The 19,610-nt window shown below is 59.1% G+C and carries 17 protein-coding genes; 14 read left to right on the forward strand and 3 right to left on the reverse strand.

What is annotated here, in order from left to right:
• Positions 1-16: 16 nt before the first annotated feature.
• Entirely contained in the window at positions 17-892 is an 876-nt protein-coding gene (locus WG29040_RS20760; RefSeq protein ID WP_003439686.1) for a hemin ABC transporter substrate-binding protein, read from the reverse strand.
• Positions 893-1,067: 175 nt separating this feature from the next.
• On the opposite strand from WG29040_RS20760, the gene WG29040_RS20765 reads away from it, so the two are divergent.
• Complete coding sequence (locus WG29040_RS20765) at positions 1,068-1,406, forward strand: Rieske (2Fe-2S) protein (protein WP_127196812.1); 339 nt, start codon at positions 1,068-1,070, stop codon at positions 1,404-1,406.
• On the opposite strand, the gene sfsA is transcribed toward WG29040_RS20765, so the two are convergent.
• Both sfsA and WG29040_RS20775 read right to left on the reverse strand, forming a co-directional pair.
• Positions 1,389-2,096 (reverse strand): DNA/RNA nuclease SfsA, encoded by a 708-nt coding sequence (gene sfsA, locus WG29040_RS20770; RefSeq protein WP_127196813.1) that lies wholly within the window; start codon positions 2,094-2,096, stop codon positions 1,389-1,391. The two genes, WG29040_RS20765 and sfsA, sit on opposite strands and share 18 nt — an antisense overlap.
• Entirely contained in the window at positions 2,096-3,268 is a 1,173-nt protein-coding gene (locus tag WG29040_RS20775; RefSeq protein ID WP_003439674.1) for a pyridoxal phosphate-dependent aminotransferase, read from the reverse strand. Before WG29040_RS20775 ends, sfsA begins: the two co-directional genes overlap by 1 nt.
• A gap of 322 nt (positions 3,269-3,590) precedes the next feature.
• Here WG29040_RS20775 and dksA point away from each other — a divergent pair, with 322 nt between their 5' ends.
• From dksA to WG29040_RS20845, 13 genes are all read left to right on the forward strand, one after another.
• Entirely contained in the window at positions 3,591-4,031 is a 441-nt protein-coding gene (gene dksA, locus WG29040_RS20780) for an RNA polymerase-binding protein DksA (protein WP_003439669.1), read from the forward strand.
• Between the two features lie 172 nt (positions 4,032-4,203).
• Entirely contained in the window at positions 4,204-5,100 is an 897-nt protein-coding gene (gluQRS, locus tag WG29040_RS20785) for a tRNA glutamyl-Q(34) synthetase GluQRS (RefSeq protein WP_127196814.1), read from the forward strand.
• A gap of 78 nt (positions 5,101-5,178) precedes the next feature.
• Positions 5,179-5,355, forward strand: coding sequence for a hypothetical protein (locus tag WG29040_RS20790; protein ID WP_003176118.1), 177 nt, complete (start codon positions 5,179-5,181; stop codon positions 5,353-5,355).
• Positions 5,339-8,293 carry a sensor histidine kinase gene (locus tag WG29040_RS20795; protein ID WP_029612818.1) on the forward strand — a complete coding sequence of 985 codons (2,955 nt, stop codon included), beginning with the start codon at positions 5,339-5,341 and terminating at the stop codon, positions 8,291-8,293. The genes WG29040_RS20790 and WG29040_RS20795 overlap by 17 nt, the downstream gene beginning before the upstream one ends.
• Before the next feature lie 22 nt (positions 8,294-8,315).
• Positions 8,316-9,749, forward strand: coding sequence for a sigma-54 dependent transcriptional regulator (locus tag WG29040_RS20800; RefSeq protein ID WP_003439663.1), 1,434 nt, complete (start codon positions 8,316-8,318; stop codon positions 9,747-9,749).
• 735 nt (positions 9,750-10,484) lie between these two features.
• Positions 10,485-11,879 carry a polynucleotide adenylyltransferase PcnB gene (locus WG29040_RS20810; protein WP_003439661.1) on the forward strand — a complete coding sequence of 465 codons (1,395 nt, stop codon included), beginning with the start codon at positions 10,485-10,487 and terminating at the stop codon, positions 11,877-11,879.
• A 3-nt stretch (positions 11,880-11,882) separates the two neighbouring features.
• Complete coding sequence (gene folK / locus WG29040_RS20815; protein ID WP_029612816.1) at positions 11,883-12,392, forward strand: 2-amino-4-hydroxy-6-hydroxymethyldihydropteridine diphosphokinase; 510 nt, start codon at positions 11,883-11,885, stop codon at positions 12,390-12,392.
• 196 nt (positions 12,393-12,588) lie between these two features.
• A complete protein-coding gene (panB, locus tag WG29040_RS20820; protein WP_003439657.1) occupies positions 12,589-13,389 on the forward strand; it encodes a 3-methyl-2-oxobutanoate hydroxymethyltransferase in 801 nt (266 codons plus the stop codon).
• Entirely contained in the window at positions 13,386-14,246 is an 861-nt protein-coding gene (panC, locus tag WG29040_RS20825; RefSeq protein WP_003439655.1) for a pantoate--beta-alanine ligase, read from the forward strand. Before panB ends, panC begins: the two co-directional genes overlap by 4 nt.
• Positions 14,247-14,489: 243 nt before the next feature.
• The gene (gene pgi, locus WG29040_RS20830; RefSeq protein WP_003439653.1) at positions 14,490-16,154 is read left to right on the forward strand and encodes a glucose-6-phosphate isomerase; all 1,665 of its coding nucleotides are present in this window, start codon (positions 14,490-14,492) and stop codon (positions 16,152-16,154) included.
• 88 nt (positions 16,155-16,242) lie between these two features.
• Complete coding sequence (locus tag WG29040_RS20835; RefSeq protein ID WP_127196815.1) at positions 16,243-17,112, forward strand: oxygenase MpaB family protein; 870 nt, start codon at positions 16,243-16,245, stop codon at positions 17,110-17,112.
• 137 nt (positions 17,113-17,249) lie between these two features.
• Positions 17,250-18,431 carry an acetyl-CoA C-acetyltransferase gene (locus tag WG29040_RS20840; protein ID WP_003439649.1) on the forward strand — a complete coding sequence of 394 codons (1,182 nt, stop codon included), beginning with the start codon at positions 17,250-17,252 and terminating at the stop codon, positions 18,429-18,431.
• 133 nt (positions 18,432-18,564) lie between these two features.
• Complete coding sequence (locus WG29040_RS20845) at positions 18,565-19,578, forward strand: class I SAM-dependent rRNA methyltransferase (RefSeq protein ID WP_127196816.1); 1,014 nt, start codon at positions 18,565-18,567, stop codon at positions 19,576-19,578.
• The last annotated feature ends 32 nt before the right edge of the window (positions 19,579-19,610 follow it).

The raw sequence follows: 19,610 nt of genomic DNA on the forward strand, positions 1-19,610 counted from the left end.
GGCTTGACCAGTGTCCTCATGGATTAACTGCACCTTCAGGGTAAAACTCAGCCGTCAGCTGCTTCAAACTGGCCGGCAGACGCGGCCCAAGGCCGCCCACCAGCAGCGTCGGGTCCAACTCGTAGACCCGACCGTTTTTGGCTGCTCGGATCGAAGCCAGAATCGGGTTTTCTTTCATCAGTGCTTTGCGGGCCTGTTCGCCGGTCAGGCTACGGTCTGCGAATACCAGGACCTGGGGGTTCAACCCGGCCAGCGCCTCGACCGAAAACGGCTTGTAGCCCGTGTGGGTGGCAAGGTTATGTCCGCCCGCCTGAGTCAGCAGCCAGTCCGCGGCCGTATCCTTGCCGGCGATCAAAGGCTTGCCCCCCGCATTCCCCAACAGCAACAGCACTCCGGGTGCCTCGTGAAGCGCTTTGATCCGGGTGACTTGCTGCTGATGCGCCTGCAGTTGCTGCTGGTAATCCTTGAACAGGTGTGCGGCTTGCGCCTCGTCACCCAACAAGCGCCCCAAGTGCTTGAGCGTAGCCTCCAGGCTTGCCAGGTCGGCCTGCGCCGAGAACATCTCAACCGGCACACCGGCACTGCGTATCTGCGCCAGAACGGGTGGCGGGCCCATTTCGTCGGTGCCTATCAACACATCCGGTTTCAAACTCAGAATCCCTTCTGCCGAGAGCTGACGTTGATAGCCGATGCTGGGGAGCGATTTAAGTGATTCAGGATGTTGGCTGGTGGTATCGACCCCAACCAATTTAGACTCAGCGCCCAATGCACTGACCCACTCAGAGAGTGCACCGCCAGCACTGACCCAGCGTTGTGGCAACTCGCCAGCCATGCCGGCATGACTGATCATCAGGCCTGCACAAAGCGTAATCAGGCGGGTACTCAAGCGCATACAGTGGGGTTCCTTGCTAAAGAGGGCTTAGGGCGGCAACACAATTGCCACACCGTGGAAACAGTAGATCGCAGAGCAAAGGGCTATTTGATAATTGTTTGCATTTGCACGTCAACCTCTAACCCGCTCTAACCCGCGTCATCGACCAATGGTTTAGGTGCGATTAAGGATAGTCATGAAGTTTTTATGCCCCTCGCAGACGCTGACTGAAGGTAGCAGCCGCGGCTTCGAGCACAATGGCACGCGCCTGTTCGCAATTCGCCGCGACGGCCAGGTATATGCCTACAAAAACCGTTGCCCGCATCGCGGTGTGCCTCTGGAATGGCAACCGGACCAATTCCTCGATGCCAGCGCCAGTCTGATCCAGTGCGCCACCCACGCCGCACTGTTTTTGATAGAAACGGGTGAATGCGTTGCCGGGCCTTGCGCCGGGCAATCCTTGACTGCCATTGACTGCCACGAGGACAGTCAGGGCATCTGGATCACCCTGCAGGCCTCAGAGGATGACTTCTAAGCGACGATCAACCACCACGGCATCGGACGTCAGGCTCACACCATAAGCCAGCACCTGTACCCCGGCAGCGACTGCCTCGCGCAATGCGGCTGCGTAGCCCGGGTCGATTTCTTCAGCCGGGCGTACCGCGTCGATTCCCGTGAGATTGACGCAATACAGCTGCACCGCACGTACGCCCTGGCGGGCCAGAGTCGCCAGCTCACGTAAATGCTTGGCGCCACGTTGCGTTACGGCATCCGGAAAAGCCGCTACCGGCGAGTCGTCAAATCCCAGGGTGACACTTTTAACTTCGACAAAGGCATAGCCGTCGGGGTACTCCAGCCGAAAATCAATCCGGCTGTTTTCCTGCCCGTAAGCCACTTCACGCTTGAGCGCGGTGAAGCCGTTGAGCTCTGTAATCACCCCCGCCAGCAGTGCTTCCTCGATCAAGCGATTGGCGCGCCCGGTGTTCACGCACGCCAGGCGTCCTTGCGGGGTTTGACTGATTTCCCAGGTCCCGGGAAGCTTGCGCTTGGGATCGTTGGAGCGACTGAACCAGACTTGCCCGCCCTCGACCATGCAATTGAGCATCGAACCGGTATTCGGACAATGGATGGTGATCAACTCGCCCGCAGCCGTTTCGATATCGGCCAGAAAGCGCTTGTATCGCTTGAGCAAACGCCCTTCTTCCAGCGCCGGAGAAAAGCGCATCAGCCTTTCCAGCTCTGCAGGCCACGAGCCAGCCGCTCAACGGCTTCCTGCAAGCGCGGCAGGCTTTGGGTGTAGGCAAAACGGACGTGGTGACCTGACTGGAAACGACCAAAATCCAGGCCCGGAGTAATGGCCACGTGCTCCGTTTCAAGGAAGTGCCGGCAAAATGCGAAGGCATCCCCACCAAACGCGCTGATATCGGCATACAGGTAAAACGCACCTTCCGGCTCTACGGCGATACCGAACCCCAGCTCTCGCAGCGCCGGCAGCAAAAAGTCGCGACGACGCCCGAATTCGGCCCGGCGCTCTTCCAGAATTGCCAGCGTTTGCGGCTCAAAGCAGGCCAGCGCCGCATACTGGGCCATGCTCGGAGCACTGATGTAGAGGTTCTGCGCCAGCTTTTCCAGGTCAGCCACAGCTTCCGGCGGCGCGACCAGCCACCCCAGCCGCCAGCCGGTCATACCGAAATACTTGGAGAAACTGTTGAGCACAAACGCACTGTCATCAACTTCCAGCACGCTGGCCGCATCACAGCCATAGGTCAGGCCGTGATAGATCTCGTCCACCACCAAATGCCCGTTACGCGCCTTGATTGCTGCCGATAACGAGGCCAGCTCATCACGGCTCAAAATCGTGCCGGTGGGGTTCGCCGGGGAAGCCACCAGCGCCCCGACACTGTCCTGGTCCCAATAGCGCTCAACCAAATCGGCTGTCAGTTGATAACGCACCTCCGGACCGACAGGTACGAGTTGCGCCGCCCCTTCAACCAGACGCAGGAAATGTCGGTTACACGGATAGCCCGGGTCGGCAAGCAGCCAGTGCTTGCCCGGATCCACCAGCAGGCTGCTGGCCAAAAGCAAGGCTCCGGAACCACCAGGGGTAATCAAAATGCGTGAAGAGTCGATGTCCAGACCGTAACGCTGCTGGTAAAACCCGGAAATGGCTTCGCGCAGTTCCGGCAAGCCGCGGGCCGCGGTGTAACGGGTTTTACCCGCGGCCAGCGCCGCCTGGCCGGCAGCAATGATCGGCTCAGCAGTGGTGAAGTCCGGCTCACCAATTTCCAGGTGAATCACATCGTGCCCCGCCGCCTGCAACTCGTTGGCACGCGCCAGCAATGCCATTACGTGAAACGGTTCGATCGCGCGACTGCGCGCACTGTAAGACTGAGCCATGAGCCTGCCTTCCTGGGTAAGCAAAAGCCCGATTCTACCCAAGCGCCGCCGCAAGGGAGAGTTAAATAGGCTCTTAGATTGCCAGTCAGTAGAACCAATCAGCGCAAGCATCGGTCATAGCTCGGCTAAAATTAATATTCAGCCACTAATCTCAAGCATCACAGGCTCTGCACATGGCCACTGGCAACGGGCTAGACAACCGGGAGTAGCGCGGCCCGATTTGATCTGGTAAGTTCGCCCGCTTGCAGCCGCAGGGCCGGCAGGTGTCGGTGATGTTGCAATCCTGCGCAATGGATTAGAAGAATGAGAGGCGGTCCATTTCATGCCCACACAAGCTAAGCAACAGAATAGTCAACTCAGCGGTTTCGAACCGTACGTTGAAAAGAAGGGCGAAGAGTACATGGGCGAACCCATGCGCAAACACTTCACCAAGATTCTGCAAAAGTGGAAACAGGACTTGATGCAGGAAGTTGACCGCACCGTTGATCATATGAAAGACGAAGCGGCAAACTTTCCTGACCCGGCCGACCGCGCTAGCCAGGAAGAAGAATTCAGCCTGGAACTGCGTGCCCGCGATCGCGAGCGCAAGCTGATCAAGAAAATCGACAAGACGTTGCAGTTGATCGAAGACGAAGAATACGGCTGGTGCGAATCCTGCGGCGTCGAAATCGGCATTCGTCGACTTGAAGCCCGTCCTACTGCCGACATGTGCGTAGACTGCAAGACCTTGGCTGAAATCAAGGAAAAACAAGTCGGCAAGTAATCGCCGGCCTGACCAGATGGGGCGTGCGAACGCCCCATTTTTGTTTCTGTAATTTGCGACTCCATCGCGGGAGCTGGCGCGCCAGCGGTGCGGACGGTTCTGCCTGTCTGCCCCCGGTGATACCTTCGCAGGCAAGCCCGCTCCCACAGAGGGTGCGCCCAGGATCCAAGTCATGACTGCCTCCTCGAACCCCTCCTACATCGGGCGCTTCGCCCCGACGCCCAGTGGCCATCTGCATTTTGGCTCACTGGTTGCCGCCCTCGCCTCCTATCTGGATGCCCGTTCTGTGGGCGGACGCTGGCTGCTGCGCATGGAAGACCTCGATCCGCCACGGGAAATGCCCGGCGCCCAGGCGGCAATTCTCGACGCCCTGGAGCGCTACGGCTTTGAGTGGGATGGCGAACTGGTGCGCCAGAGCGAACGTCACGACGCCTACGCCCAGGTGCTTGATCGACTATTCAGTCAAGGCCTGGCATATGCCTGCACCTGCTCGCGCAAACAACTCGAAGGCTACAACGGGGTTTACCCGGGGTTGTGCCGCAATGCCGGGCATTCCATGGAAAACGCAGCAATACGCTTGCGCGTCCCCGAACTGGTGTATGAATTTGAAGACCGGGTGCAGGGCTCCTTCGGCCAGCACTTGGGCCGTGAAGTCGGCGATTTTGTGATTCGCCGCCGCGACGGGCTTTATGCTTACCAATTGGCGGTGGTGCTCGATGATGCCTGGCAGGGCGTGACTGACATAGTGCGCGGGGCCGACTTGCTGGACTCCACACCGCGCCAGCTCTACTTGCAGGAACTGTTGGGCTTGTCGCAGCCGCGCTACCTGCATGTGCCGCTGATCGTGCAACCTGATGGCCACAAACTCGGCAAGTCGTATCGCTCGCCGCCCCTGACGGCCAGCCAGGCCACACCGCTGCTGCTTCGCGCATTACGTACCTTGGGCCAGGCCACCGATGATCGCCTCTGCCATGCCAGCCCCCGTGAAGTCCTCGACTGGGCTGTCACGCACTGGAATGCCAGCCTGATCCCGCGCACGCTCACCCTGGCCGAAGCGCAATTACGCTGACAGCCCTTGCAGGTTGCCAGCCATCCGTTACCATCGCCGCACGTTTTTGGGCATGCGGCCTGTAAAAGTGAGGGCGGGATGTATATCTATCGATTGGTCCTGTTGCTGGTTGTCGGGATCTACCTGTTTTCTCCCGCCATCATGGATTGGTGGATCGACGCCACGGGCGCCTGGTACAGGCCTTATCTGCTTTGGCTGATTCTGATCGTTGTGACCTTTATTCTGCAGAGCCAAAAAGATGCCGATGAGCTTTAGCCTGACCCAGATGATCCTCATCAGCGCCGCCTACCTGACGGTACTGTTTGGCGTTGCCTGGATCAGCGAACGCGGCATGATCCCGCGTGCAATCATTCGTCACCCACTGACCTACACCTTGTCCCTCGGCGTCTACGCCAGCGCATGGGCGTTCTACGGCACCGTCGGGCTGGCTTACGAGTACGGCTACGGCTTTTTATCCAGCTACCTGGGGGTCTCCGGGGCATTTCTGCTGGCGCCGGTGCTGCTTTACCCCATCCTCAAGATTACCCGCACCTACCAACTCTCATCGCTCGCCGACCTGTTTGCGTTCCGCTTCCGCAGCACCTGGGCCGGCGCCCTGACCACGATTTTCATGCTGATCGGCGTGTTACCGCTGCTGGCCCTGCAAATTCAAGCCGTGGCCGACACCATCAGCATCCTCACCCGCGAACCGGTGCAGCACCGCGTGGCCCTGAGTTTCTGTGCGCTGATCACCCTCTTCACGATTTTCTTCGGCTCGCGCCACATTGCGACCCGGGAAAAACATGAAGGTCTGGTGTTCGCCATTGCCTTCGAGTCGGTAGTAAAACTGATCGCCATCGGTGGCGTGGGCCTTTACGCGCTGTATGGCGTGTTCGATGGGCCGCAACAACTGGAAGTGTGGCTGCTGCAGAACCAGACGGCCCTCGCAGCCCTGCATACACCGCTGCAGGAAGGCCCGTGGCGCACCCTGCTGCTGGTGTTTTTTGCCTCTGCGATCGTGATGCCGCACATGTATCACATGACCTTCACAGAAAATCTCAACCCTCGCGGACTGGTCAGCGCCAGCTGGGGGCTGCCACTGTTCCTGTTGCTGATGAGCCTGGCTGTACCGCTGATCCTGTGGGCCGGCCTGAAACTGGGGGCTACCACCAACCCCGAATACTTCACCCTCGGCATCGGCATCGCCGCCAACAGCAAACCCCTGGCGTTACTGGCCTATGTGGGAGGGCTGTCAGCCTCAAGCGGCCTGATCATCGTCACCACACTGGCACTCTCGGGCATGGCCTTGAACCATCTGGTCCTGCCGCTCTACCAGCCCCCCGCCGAAGGCAATATCTATCGCTGGCTGAAATGGACCCGCCGGGCGCTGATCGTGGCCATCATCATGGCCGGTTATGGCTTCTACCTGCTGCTGGGGGCCGAACAGGATCTGGCCAACCTCGGCATCGTGGCCTTTGTTGCCACCTTGCAGTTCCTGCCCGGCGTGCTCTCGGTACTGTATTGGCCGACGGCCAACCGACGCGGATTTATTGCCGGCTTGCTGGCGGGGATTCTGGTGTGGATGGCCAGTATGCTGTTCCCGCTGATCGGCGATTTCCAGGGGTTCTACATCCCGTGGCTGAACATGATCTATGTGCTGGATGACACCAGCTGGCATATGGCAGCCATTGCCTCGCTGGCGGCCAACGTTCTGATGTTTACCCTGATTTCCCTGTTTACCAATGCCAGCCCGGAAGAAGCCAGTGCCGCCGAAGCCTGTGCCGTCGATAACGTGCGACGCCCGCAACGGCGTGAACTGCATGCAGCCTCGCCCCAGGAATTTGCCACTCAACTGGCCAAGCCGCTGGGGGCAAAGGCGGCGCAAAAAGAAGTCGAGCAAGCGCTGCGCGACCTGTTCCTGCCCTTCGATGAACGCCGCCCTTATGCCCTGCGCCGCCTGCGCGACCGGATCGAAGCCAACCTCTCGGGCCTGATGGGCCCCAGCGTGGCCCAGGATATGGTCGAAACCTTCTTGCCCTACAAGTCCGGCGGCGAAAACTATGTCACTGAAGACATTCACTTCATCGAAAGCCGGCTTGAGGATTACCACTCCCGTCTGACCGGCCTGGCCGCAGAGCTTGACGCCCTGCGCCGCTACCACCGACAGACATTGCAAGAGCTGCCGATGGGTGTGTGTTCACTGGCCAAGGACCAGGAAATCCTGATGTGGAACAAGGCCATGGAAGAGCTGACCGGTATCCCGGCACAGCGCGTGGTCGGTTCACGCATGAGTACCCTGGGCGATCCATGGCGCGAGCTGCTGCAAGGATTCATCAACTTGCCCGACGAGCACTTGCACAAGCAGCATCTGGCCCTCGACGGCCAGACCCGCTGGCTGAATCTGCACAAGGCGGCCATTGATGAACCGCTGGCCCCGGGCAATAGCGGCCTGGTGCTGCTGGTCGAAGACCTGACTGAAACCCAGATGCTCGAAGACAAACTGGTGCACTCCGAGCGGCTGGCCAGCATCGGCCGACTGGCTGCGGGCGTTGCCCACGAAATCGGCAACCCGGTCACGGGTATCGCTTGCCTGGCGCAAAACCTGCGCGAAGAACGCGAAGACGACAGCGAACTGACCGAGATCAGCAGCCAGATCCTCGAGCAGACCAAGCGCATCTCGCGCATCGTCCAGTCCCTGATGAGCTTTGCCCACGCCGGCAGTCACCAGCACAATGATGAGCCGGTCTGCCTGGCCGAGGTTGCCCAGGATGCGATTGGATTGCTGGCCTTGAACCGGCGTAATTTCGAAGTGCAGTTTTACAACCTGTGCGACCCCGATCACTGGGTCGATGGCGATCCTCAACGGTTGGCCCAAGTGTTGATCAACCTGCTGTCAAACGCCCGTGACGCCTCGCCCGCCGGCAGTGCCGTGCGAGTCAAAAGCGAAGCCAGCGAGCACACGGTCGACCTGATCGTGGAAGACGAAGGCACCGGCATTCCGAAGAACATCATCGATCGATTGTTCGAACCTTTTTTCACCACCAAGGACCCGGGTGAAGGCACAGGTCTGGGCCTTGCACTGGTCTATTCCATCGTTGAAGAGCATTATGGACAAATCACCATCGACAGCCCGGCTGACATTCAAAGCCAACGCGGAACCCGTATCCGGGTGACACTTCCGCGTCATGTCGAAGCGACGTCCGCTGTGAACTGAGACCGTCGAGAGAACCGAATCAATGCCGCATATTTTGATCGTCGAAGATGAAACCATCATCCGTTCCGCATTGCGCCGTTTACTGGAGCGTAACCAGTACCAGGTCAGCGAAGCCGGCTCGGTACAGGAAGCGCAGGAGCGCTTCAGCATTCCCTCGTTCGACTTGATTGTCAGCGACCTGCGCCTGCCAGGCGCTCCGGGCACCGAGTTGATAAAACTCGGGCAAGGCAAGCCGGTGCTCATCATGACCAGCTATGCGAGCCTGCGCTCGGCTGTGGATTCGATGAAAATGGGTGCCGTCGACTATATCGCCAAACCCTTTGATCACGATGAAATGCTGCAAGCTGTTGCGCGCATCCTGCGGGATCGCCAAAACCTCCAGAGCACGTCTGCCGAACGTCCTGCCAAGGCCGGCAGCACGGACAAAGGCACTGTGGATAACAGCAACGGCGAGATTGGCATCATCGGGTCCTGCCCGCCGATGCTGGACATGTACAGCAAGATCCGCAAAGTGGCGCCAACCGACTCCAATGTATTGATTCAGGGTGAGTCCGGTACCGGCAAAGAGCTGGTCGCCCGCGCCCTGCACAACCTGTCCAGGCGAGCCAAGGCACCGATGATTTCGGTGAACTGCGCAGCCATCCCCGAGTCATTGATCGAGTCCGAACTGTTCGGCCACGAAAAAGGCGCCTTCACCGGCGCCAGTGCGGGCCGCGCCGGGCTGGTAGAAGCTGCCGATGGCGGGACACTGTTCCTCGATGAAATCGGCGAGTTGCCCCTCGAAGCCCAGGCCCGCCTGCTGCGGGTACTGCAGGAAGGCGAGATCCGTCGTGTGGGCTCGGTGCAATCGCAAAAAGTGGATGTACGCCTTATCGCCGCGACCCACCGCGACCTCAAGAGCCTGGCCAAAGTCGGCCAGTTCCGCGAAGACCTCTACTACCGCCTGCACGTAATCGCTCTCAAGCTCCCGGCTTTGCGCGAGCGCGGGGCTGACGTCAACGAAATCGCCCACGCGTTTCTCGCCCGCCAAAGCGCTCGCGTCGGCCGCACCGACCTGAAGTTTGCCCCGGATGCCGAACGCGCCATCAGCCATTACTCATGGCCAGGTAACGTTCGCGAACTGGAGAACGCTGTAGAGCGGGCCGTCATTCTGTGCGAAAGCCCGGAAATCTCTGCCGAACTGCTGGGTATCGATATTGAACTGAGCGATTTGCATGACGATGACTTCATCGGCCTGGGCCCGCAGCAGAGCATCAGCAGCGGTAACACCAGCCTTGATCCGACCGAAGATCTGTCACTGGAAGACTACTTTCAGCACTTCGTGCTTGAGCACCAGGATCACATGACCGAGACCGAACTGGCGCGCAAGCTGGGCGTCAGTCGCAAATGCCTGTGGGAACGGCGCCAGCGGCTGGGCATCCCGCGCAGGAAAACCGGCGTCGCCAGTGAGGGGTAACAGGGTCAAAGGTGAAAAAACTGTTACCGCAGTTTAATCACGTAACAAAAGCCGGGTCTTACGGTAACGAAGACCCGGCTTTTTTTTGCCCTGAAAAAAGCAAAAACCCCGAAAACCCCTTATTTTGCTGGCCCGTACAAAAGTTGGCACGACACCTGCTATATGTATCCGTACAAGAACAATAAGAATCACAGCAGCACACAATAAAAATAAGACGTATCGGCTCACGCATAACAAAAACAACACGGCGGAGGCGCAGCTAACTGATTCTTTTGGAGAGGTGTTGTGATTGGGGCTTGCCCCATGGCTAGGCAGAGAACAACAAAAACTGCACTTAAAAAGCAGAGCCTGAACTAGTCGGATCACGGATCACATCAACACAGCGACCAAAGCAATCCGTTTGCTCTTATCTCCCGATTGGGAGGGTTACACAGGCAAGACCTTTGTAACCGGGGCGATCAACAAAAACAAAAAGCCCGCAATCAATAATAAAAATAGAGCACGCAACTACTTCTGGGGGAGCTTCGGCTCCCCTTGTAGTTTCTGCAATTCAGAAAAAACTTCCTCACAGGCTCTACTTCAGGCCTCTTGCAGCTATTTTCACTTGCTGCTTGCAGCTTCCCTCGCAAGAGCGGCTCAGCTTCCTACACCATCCCCTGACTAAATGCTAGAATCCCCGCCCATCATGCGGTCATTCTTCGTTTTGGCCGAACATTCCTTCAAACAGTGCATCCCATGCTGAAGAAGCTGTTCCAGTCACTCCGTTCCCCCAAGCGTCGCACGCAACAACTGCGCAGCACCCCTGAAGTGCTCAACAGCAGCCAGCACTCGCTGCAACGTGCCCAGTTCAGCCGGTACGCGGTCAATATCGTCGAACGCCTGCAGAACGCCGGTTATCAGGCCTATCTGGTCGGCGGTTGCGTACGCGACATGCTGCTCAACATCACGCCAAAAGACTTCGACGTCGCCACCAGCGCGACGCCCGAACAAGTGCGGGCCGAATTTCGCAATGCGCGAATCATCGGTCGCCGCTTTAAATTGGTGCATATCCACTTTGGTCGCGAAATCATCGAGGTCGCCACCTTCCGTGCCAATCACCCGCAAAACGACGAAGAGGAAGACAGCAACCAGTCCTCGCGTAATGAAAGCGGGCGCATTTTGCGCGACAACGTATACGGCACCCTTGAAGAAGACGCCCAGCGTCGTGACTTCACGATCAATGCCCTGTACTACGACCCGGTCAGCGAACGCATTCTCGATTACGCCAACGGCGTACACGATATTCGCAATCGCTTGCTGCGCCTGATTGGCGACCCGCAACAGCGTTACCAGGAAGACCCTGTACGCATGCTGCGAGCCGTGCGGTTTGCCGCAAAACTCAACTTTGGTATCGAAAAGCATACCGCGGCGCCAATTCGCGAACTGGCACCCATGCTGCGCGAGATCCCGTCGGCACGCCTGTTTGAGGAAGTGCTCAAGCTGTTCCTCTCGGGTAACGCTTGCGACACCTTCGAAATGCTGGTCGACCTTCAGCTGTTCGATCCTTTGTTCCCGGCCAGCGCCGAGGCACTGGAACATAGCCCGACTTACACCCATACCCTGATCAGCGAAGCCCTGCGCAACACTGACCTGCGCATCAAGCAAGGCAAGCCGGTTACCCCGGCATTCCTGTTTGCAGCCCTGCTCTGGCCTGCCCTGCCGGCTCGCGTGGAGTACTTGCAGGAACGTGGCATGCCGCCTATCCCTGCCATGCAGGAAGCCGCACACGAACTGATCGCCGAGCAATGCCAGCGCATCGCCATTCCCAAGCGCTTCACGATCCCGATTCGTGAAATCTGGGACATGCAGGAGCGTCTCCCGCGCCGCAGTGGCAAACGCGCCGACATGCTGCTCGACAACCCGCGCTTCCGTGCGGGCTATGATTTCTTGCTCTTGCGCGAAGTCGCGGGCGAAGAGACCCATGGCCTGGGCGAATGGTGGACCGAGTATCAGGACGCCAATGACAGTGGCCGTCGTGACATGATCCGCGACCTGAGCAACGCCAAGGAAGACGGCACCGGGCCCGCCCCGCGCAAGCGCCGCCGCACCAGCGCAACCAAGCGCAAACGCAGCGGCGCTGCGGACGAGTAAGCGATGGAACGGATCTATATCGGAATGGGCAGCAATCTGGCTGACCCGGCTGAGCAATTGCGCAGCGCCATACAAGCGCTGGCGCAATTGCCTGACTCCCGGTTCGCCGGAGTCTCAGCGTTCTATCAAAGCGACTCGTTGTTACCCGGTCAGCCGCGCTACACCAATGCGGTGGCAGCTATCGACTCTGAACTGGAACCCCTGGATTTACTCGATGCGCTACAAGCCATCGAGATCGACCAGGGCCGCGAGCGTCACGAACGCTGGGGCCCGCGCACACTGGACCTGGATATCCTGCTGTTCGGCGACCGACTGATCGACACCCCCCGCCTGAAAGTCCCGCACTATCATATGCAGGCCCGTCCTTTCGTGCTCTACCCGCTGGCCGAACTGGCACCCGCCACGCTCACCCTCGCCGATGGCCGTAGCCTCGCCCAACTATTGGCTGAGTGCCCTTTTGTCGGTCTGGAGCGCCTTCCCCCCATCGCTGAATCGAATCAACCGGCGCGGTAACACTCCGCCAGTAACACCCGGAATTGACTTCCCGTGTGCTCGTCACGACTATAGGCATCCCGCTGCCGTCCACTGGACGGCGCAATGTGAAAAGCAGGCTTAACAAGCACCCTCCATAAAGGTGTACCTGCCTATAACGATGAATCACGCGCGTTACTCGCAGTGGTTATCACACTGCCTGACGAGGATCCTTTTCATGCCAGCTATCACCCTGACCACCCTGCAAAGCCTTAAGCAAAAAGGTGAGAAAATCACCATGCTGACGTGCTATGACGCCACCTTCTCCCACGCCTGCAATCAGGCAGGTGTTGAAGTGTTACTGGTAGGCGATTCCCTGGGCATGGTTCTGCAAGGGCATGACAGCACTCTGCCAGTCACCACGGGCGAAATGGTCTACCACGTGGCTTGCGTCAAGCGCGGCAACCAGGACGCACTGATACTCGCGGACATGCCTTTCATGGCGAACGCGACGCTCGAGCAATCCTTGAACAACAGTGCCCTGCTGATGAAAGCAGGCGCACATATGGTCAAGGTAGAAGGCGCTTTGTGGCTCGCCGAATCGATTCGCGTGATGACCGAGCGCGGGATTCCGGTATGCGCGCACATGGGCCTGACCCCGCAGACAGTGAACGTACTGGGCGGCTACAAAGTCCAGGGCCGCAACGAAAACCAGGCGCGGCAGATGCGGGCCGATGCCATCGCCCTGGAACAGGCAGGCGCGGCCATGCTGCTGCTCGAATGCGTACCCAGTGAGCTGGCAAAAGAAATCACCCTCGCCGTAAAAATCCCGGTGATCGGCATTGGTGCAGGCAGCGACACCGACGGCCAGGTGCTGGTACTGCACGACATGCTGGGCCTGTCCCTGACCGGACGCGTCCCCAAGTTCGTAAAAAACTTCATGACCGGCCAACCCGATATCCAGTCAGCACTTGGCGCTTACGTGACTGAAGTCAAAGCCGTCAGCTTCCCTGGCACCGAGCACGGATTCTCTGCATGAACACTGTTAAAACTGTTCGCGAATTGCGCGCGGCCGTTGCCCGCGCGCGCCGCGAAGGCAAGCAAATCGGCCTGGTTCCAACCATGGGCAACCTGCACAGCGGCCACGCTGCGTTAGTCACCACCGCCGCTCAACAGGCGGACTTTGTAGTGGCGAGCATTTTCGTCAACCCGCTGCAATTCGGTGCCAACGAAGACCTGGATACTTATCCGCGCACCCTGGCCGCCGATCAGGAAAAACTCCTGCAGGCGGGCTGCCATTTGCTGTTTGCCCCAACCGTTGAAGAAATGTACCCCCATGGCATGACCGGGCTGACCCGTGTTACCGCGGCACAGCTGAGCAATGAACTGTGTGGCAGCCGCCGCCCGGGGCATTTCGACGGTGTGACCACAGTGGTCAGCAAGCTGTTCAACATGGTTCAGCCCGACCTGGCTATCTTCGGGCAGAAGGACTACCAGCAGCTGGCGGTTATTCGGGCCATGGTCCATGACCTGAACATGCCGCTCCAGATCATTGGCGAGCCCACCGTACGGGCCGACGACGGCCTGGCCCTGTCTTCGCGCAACGGATACCTGAGCCCGGAGCAGCGTGCCATAGCGCCTGAGTTGTATCGCCACCTCAAAGCAATGAGCAAAGCCATCAACGCAGGCGAACGCGACTTTGCAAAGCTGACCGCCCTGCATCGGGAACAAATCGAAGCTGCTGGCTTTCGCATGGACTACCTGGAAGTGCGCCATGGACAAACCTTGCTCCCGGCTCTGGCGACTGACCGCGACCTGGTGATTTTGGTGGCCGCGTTCCTGGGCACCACGCGCCTGATCGACAACGTGCATCTCAATCTCGACAGCGGGCTTTAACGGCACCGATTGTGTGGCCACCACACCACCACTGAAACGTTTCATCTTGTATAACAGAGCGGTGACAAAAGTTACGGCCTGTTGTCAGACAAAACCGAGACAGAAGCGGGCGCTAGGTTTACTGTAATCGCCCGACTTCTGACATAGATGCAGAAACAGACTGACCGAGCACCTCGACATTAACGAAGGTCTCGGTGTTCTCAGTGTCCAAAAGGCAGTTCAAGCAAAAGGATATTCGCAGCGATGGCGTACTACCGCACTCCTCAAGACGTTACCGCTCTGCCTGCCTGGCAAGCGTTGAAACTTCACCGTGCCGACATGCAAAATTTCAGCATGCGCGATGCATTCAATAGCAACCCGAAGCGCTTCGAGGATTTCACCCTCAGCAGCTGCGGTTTGTTTCTGGACTACTCGAAAAACCTGATCACCGATGAAACCCGCGACTTGCTGGTTAACCTGGCCAATGAGGTTGATCTCAAAGGCGCGATCAAGTCGTTGTTTGAAGGCGAAATCGTCAACGCCTCCGAAAACCGGCCTGCCCTGCATACCGCGTTGCGCCGCCCAGTGGCCGACAAACTGTCGGTAAGTGGCGTAAACATCATGCCCCAGGTGCATAAAGTTCTGAATCAAATGACCGAACTGGTCGGCCGGATTCACGATGGCCTATGGCGCGGTTACACCGAAAAGCCGATCACTGATGTGGTGAACATCGGTATCGGAGGCTCGTTCCTCGGCCCGGAACTGGTGTCCGAAGCGCTGCTGTCCTACGCCCAAAAAGGCGTACGCTGCCATTATCTGGCGAATATCGACGGCAGCGAGTTCCATGAACTGACTGCAAAGCTGCGTGCAGAAACCACCCTGTTCATCGTTTCGTCGAAATCCTTCAACACCCTCGAAACCCTGAAGAATGCCCAGGCCGCCCGTGCCTGGTACCTGGCGCAAGGTGGTTCGGAAGCCGAGCTGCACCGTCACTTTATCGCGGTGTCGAGCAACAATGCCGCTGCGGTAGCATTTGGTATTCGTGAAGAAAACATCTTCCCGATGTGGGACTGGGTTGGCGGTCGTTACTCGCTGTGGTCGGCCATTGGTTTGCCGATTGCCCTGGCCATCGGCATGTCCAACTTCAAAGAGCTGCTGTCCGGCGCCTACAGCATGGACCAACACTTCCAGAACGCACCGTTCGAGCAAAACATGCCCGTGCTGATGGCGGCGCTGGGTGTCTGGTATGGCAATTTCTGGGGAGCGCAAAGCCACGCCATCCTTCCCTATGACCATTACCTGCGAAACATCACCAAGCATTTGCAGCAACTGGATATGGAATCCAACGGCAAGAGCGTGCGCCAGGACGGCACTCCCGTGTCGACCGACACCGGCCCGGTAATCTGGGGCGGCGTTGGCTGTAATGGCCAGCATGCCTACCACCAGTTGCTCCATCAGGGCACCTTGTTGATTCCGGCCGACTTTATCGTGCCGATCGTCAGCTTCAATCCGGTTTCCGATCACCATCAGTGGCTGTACGCAAACTGTCTGTCGCAAAGCCAGGCGCTGATGCTGGGTAAAACCCGCGAAGAAGCCGAAGCGGAGTTGCGCGACAAGGGCCTGTCCGAAGAAGAGGTGCAAAAACTCGCACCGCACAAGGTGATCCCGGGCAATCGTCCGAGCAACACCATTGTGGTTGAGCGCATCAGCCCTCGTCGTCTGGGCGCACTGGTTGCGCTGTACGAGCACAAAGTCTTCGTGCAGAGCGTGATCTGGGGCATCAACGCCTTCGACCAGTGGGGCGTGGAGCTGGGCAAAGAGCTCGGCAAAGGCGTCTACAACCGCCTGACCGGCAGCCTTGAAGAGCCTGCTGACGATGCATCGACCCAAGGTCTGATCAACTACTTCCGCGGTCGTCACCGCGGTTGATTGATAGCCAGTCTCCCCGACTGGCCAGGGGCTGTTGACACATAGCTATCACGGCGACGTCAACGGCCCCTGGCACCCTCGAGGTATCATGGAATTTATCCGCCGCCCTATCGAACGCCAAATCATGAGCCTGACCGGGCTTTCACTTGGCCAGCTCGACCTCGAAACACCCCCGGGCGACCCCGGCCTGTTTGGCCCCGCTTCCATCAGCTGGCAAGTACATGGTGACTTCACCAGCATGCTGATTGGCGGTATCAGTGCCCTGATGCTTCAAGCCTTGCACCCGCTGGCATTGGCCGGGGTGTGGGACCACTCCAATTTTCGCCAGGACATGCTGGGACGGCTGCGGCGCACCGGGCAGTTTATTTCTGGCACCACGTTTGGCTCCACCAGGGACGCCAACTGGCTGATCGAAAAAGTACGCACCATTCACCTGCAAGTCACAGGCACCGGGCTTGATGGCCGGCCATATGCCGCCAGTGATCCGGAGTTACTGACCTGGGTGCATGTGGCCGAAGTCAGCAACTTCCTTGCGGCCCATATCCGTTACCGCAATCCGCATTTATCCGCCGCGGATCAAGACCAGTACTACGACGAGATTGCCCTGGTTGCCGAACGCCTGGGGGCGACCAACGTCCCGCGCTCCCGCCAGCAAATTGCCGACTATCTGGAGCGCGTGCGGCCACAGTTGCTGTGCGATGAACGCAGTCACGAGGTGATGTGCCTGCTGCTCAACGCGCCAGCCCCCAGCCTGCTTGCAAAACCCTTTGGTGCACTGATGATGCAAGCAGGGATTGATTTGCTCCCGGACTGGGCCAGTGATCAACTGGGCCTGCAGCAACAGCCCCTGACGCGAAAGCTGGTACGGGCAGGGGTTAGCAGTACTGCGCCGATTCTGCGCTGGGCCGTGCGTAATGGCTCGGTCCAGCGGGCGCGACGGCGTATGGGCCTAGGTTGAATACCATGCAGATCCTGTCTGCTGGCAAACCAGCTCCCACTGGCTGGCTACCGATCTTGTGGGAGCTGGCTTGCCAGCGATAACCAAACCCGCCTGTCTCCAGGCCTGACATTCCAATAATAATGAGGACTCCCGCAATGCAAGACGTCGTAATCGTTGCCGCTACCCGCACTGCCGTCGGCAGCTTCCAGGGCTCGCTGGCCCACGTACCCGCTGTTGATCTGGGCGCCGCAGTGATTCGTCGGCTGCTGGAAAAAACCGGCCTCGACGGCGCCCAGGTCGACGAAGTGATCATGGGCCAGGTACTGACCGCCGGTGCCGGACAAAACCCCGCGCGTCAGGCTGCGATCAAGGCCGGACTGCCGTTCGCCGTACCTGCAATGACCCTCAACAAGGTCTGCGGCTCGGGCCTCAAAGCTTTGCATCTGGCGGCGCAGGCCATTCGTTGCGGCGATGCCGAGGTGATCATTGCCGGCGGCCAGGAGAACATGAGCCTGTCCAACTACATCATGCCCGGCGCACGTACCGGTCTGCGCATGGGCCACAGCCAGATCATCGACACCATGATCAGTGACGGCCTGTGGGATGCGTTCAACGATTACCACATGGGCATCACGGCCGAGAACCTTGTGGATAAGTACGGCATCAGCCGTGAAGAGCAGGATGGGTTTGCCGCCCGCTCTCAGCAGAAAGCCGTAGAGGCCATCGAAACCGGGCGTTTTGTGGATGAAATCACGCCGATACTGATCCCGCAGCGCAAGGGTGATCCGATTGCCTTCGCCACCGATGAACAGCCACGCGCCGGCACCACCGCCGAGTCGCTGGCCAAGCTCAAGCCGGCCTTCAAAAAAGACGGCTCGGTCACCGCGGGCAACGCCTCCTCCCTCAATGACGGCGCTGCAGCGGTGTTGCTGATGAGCGCAACCAAAGCCAAAGCCCTGGGTTTGCCTGTGCTGGCCAAAATCGCCGCCTACGCCAACGCGGGTGTTGACCCGGCAATCATGGGCATTGGCCCGGTGAGCGCCACTCAACGTTGCCTGAGCAAAGCCGGCTGGAGTCTTGAGCAGCTGGACCTGATCGAGGCCAACGAAGCATTCGCGGCACAGGCACTGTCAGTCGGCAAAGAGCTGAACTGGGATGCAGACAAGGTCAACGTTAACGGTGGCGCAATTGCCATTGGCCACCCGATTGGCGCGTCAGGCTGCCGCATTCTGGTCACCCTGCTCCACGAAATGCTCAAGCGTGACGCTAAAAAAGGGCTCGCCACGCTGTGCATCGGTGGGGGCCAGGGTGTAGCCCTGGCAATCGAACGCGAATAACCAACAGCCTGAATGGGCTCGCGGTGAGCGTTGCCAAGGGTTGCGGTGCAACCCTTGGCTGCCTGCGGCAGCGACTACAAATGCCCGTTCTGTTAAACTGCCGCGCCTTATCTATCCCCCCAAGGCGCTTCGCATGTCTTCCTTGAATCAGGCGCTGCGCGCCGCCCTCGATAACCGTCAGGACTTATTGGCCGAGCTGCATGCTCAGGGCACTGATTGCTATCGCCTGTTCCACGGCAGTCAGGAAGGCGCCGGCGGCTTGACTATTGACCGCTACGGCCCGCAGCTACTGGTGCAAAGCTTCCACCAGAGTCTTGAGCGCGATGATTTGCTGCAACTGCACGGGGCAATCAACCAGCACCTGGGGCTGGAGTTACTGCTGGTTTACAACGACCGTTCCCGGGGCAACTCGCGCATCGATCGCGAAGATACCCTGTACCGCGCCGAAGACGCCGCTCTTGCAGATCTGGTGGGCCATGAATGGGGGCTGAACTACCGAGTGCGTGGCCGCCATGCCGGCCAGGACCCGCTGCTGTTTCTAGACCTGCGCAATGCTCGCGGCTGGGTCAAACAACATAGCGCCGGCAAAAGCGTGCTCAACCTGTTCGCCTACACCTGTGGCGTGGGTCTGAGCGCCGCAGCCGGCGGTGCCAGTGAGGTCTGCAATCTGGATTTTGCCGAAGGCAACCTGGCGGTGGGTCGTGAAAATGGCCTGCTGAACCCTGAACTGAAAAAGATGAAGTTCGTCCAGTCCGACTACTTTGCCGCCATCCGCCAACTGGCCGGGTTGCCGATCATTCAGCGTCGTCACAAGCTGCCGTCCTACCCGCGTCTGGATCAGCGGGAATACGACCTGGTGCTACTGGACCCACCAGCTTGGGCCAAGAGCGCTTTCGGTACAGTCGATCTGTTGCGTGACTACCAGAGCCTGCTAAAACCCGCCGTACTGGCCACTGCGCCAGATGGCGTGCTGATCTGCTGCAACAATCTGGCAAAAGTCAGCATGGACGACTGGCGCGAGCAGGTATTGCGCTGTGCCGAAAAAGCCGGCCGCCCGGTACGCGACTGGCAAGTACTGAGCCCGGCCAGCGACTTCCCGTCACTGGACCAGCAGCCGCCGCTCAAAACCCTGATTTTGCAGTTTTAACCAGAACCCAAAAAGCCAGACCCCGCTTAAAA

The organism is Pseudomonas sp. PAMC 29040, from assembly GCF_003994535.1.
Taxonomy (GTDB): domain Bacteria; phylum Pseudomonadota; class Gammaproteobacteria; order Pseudomonadales; family Pseudomonadaceae; genus Aquipseudomonas; species Aquipseudomonas paraversuta.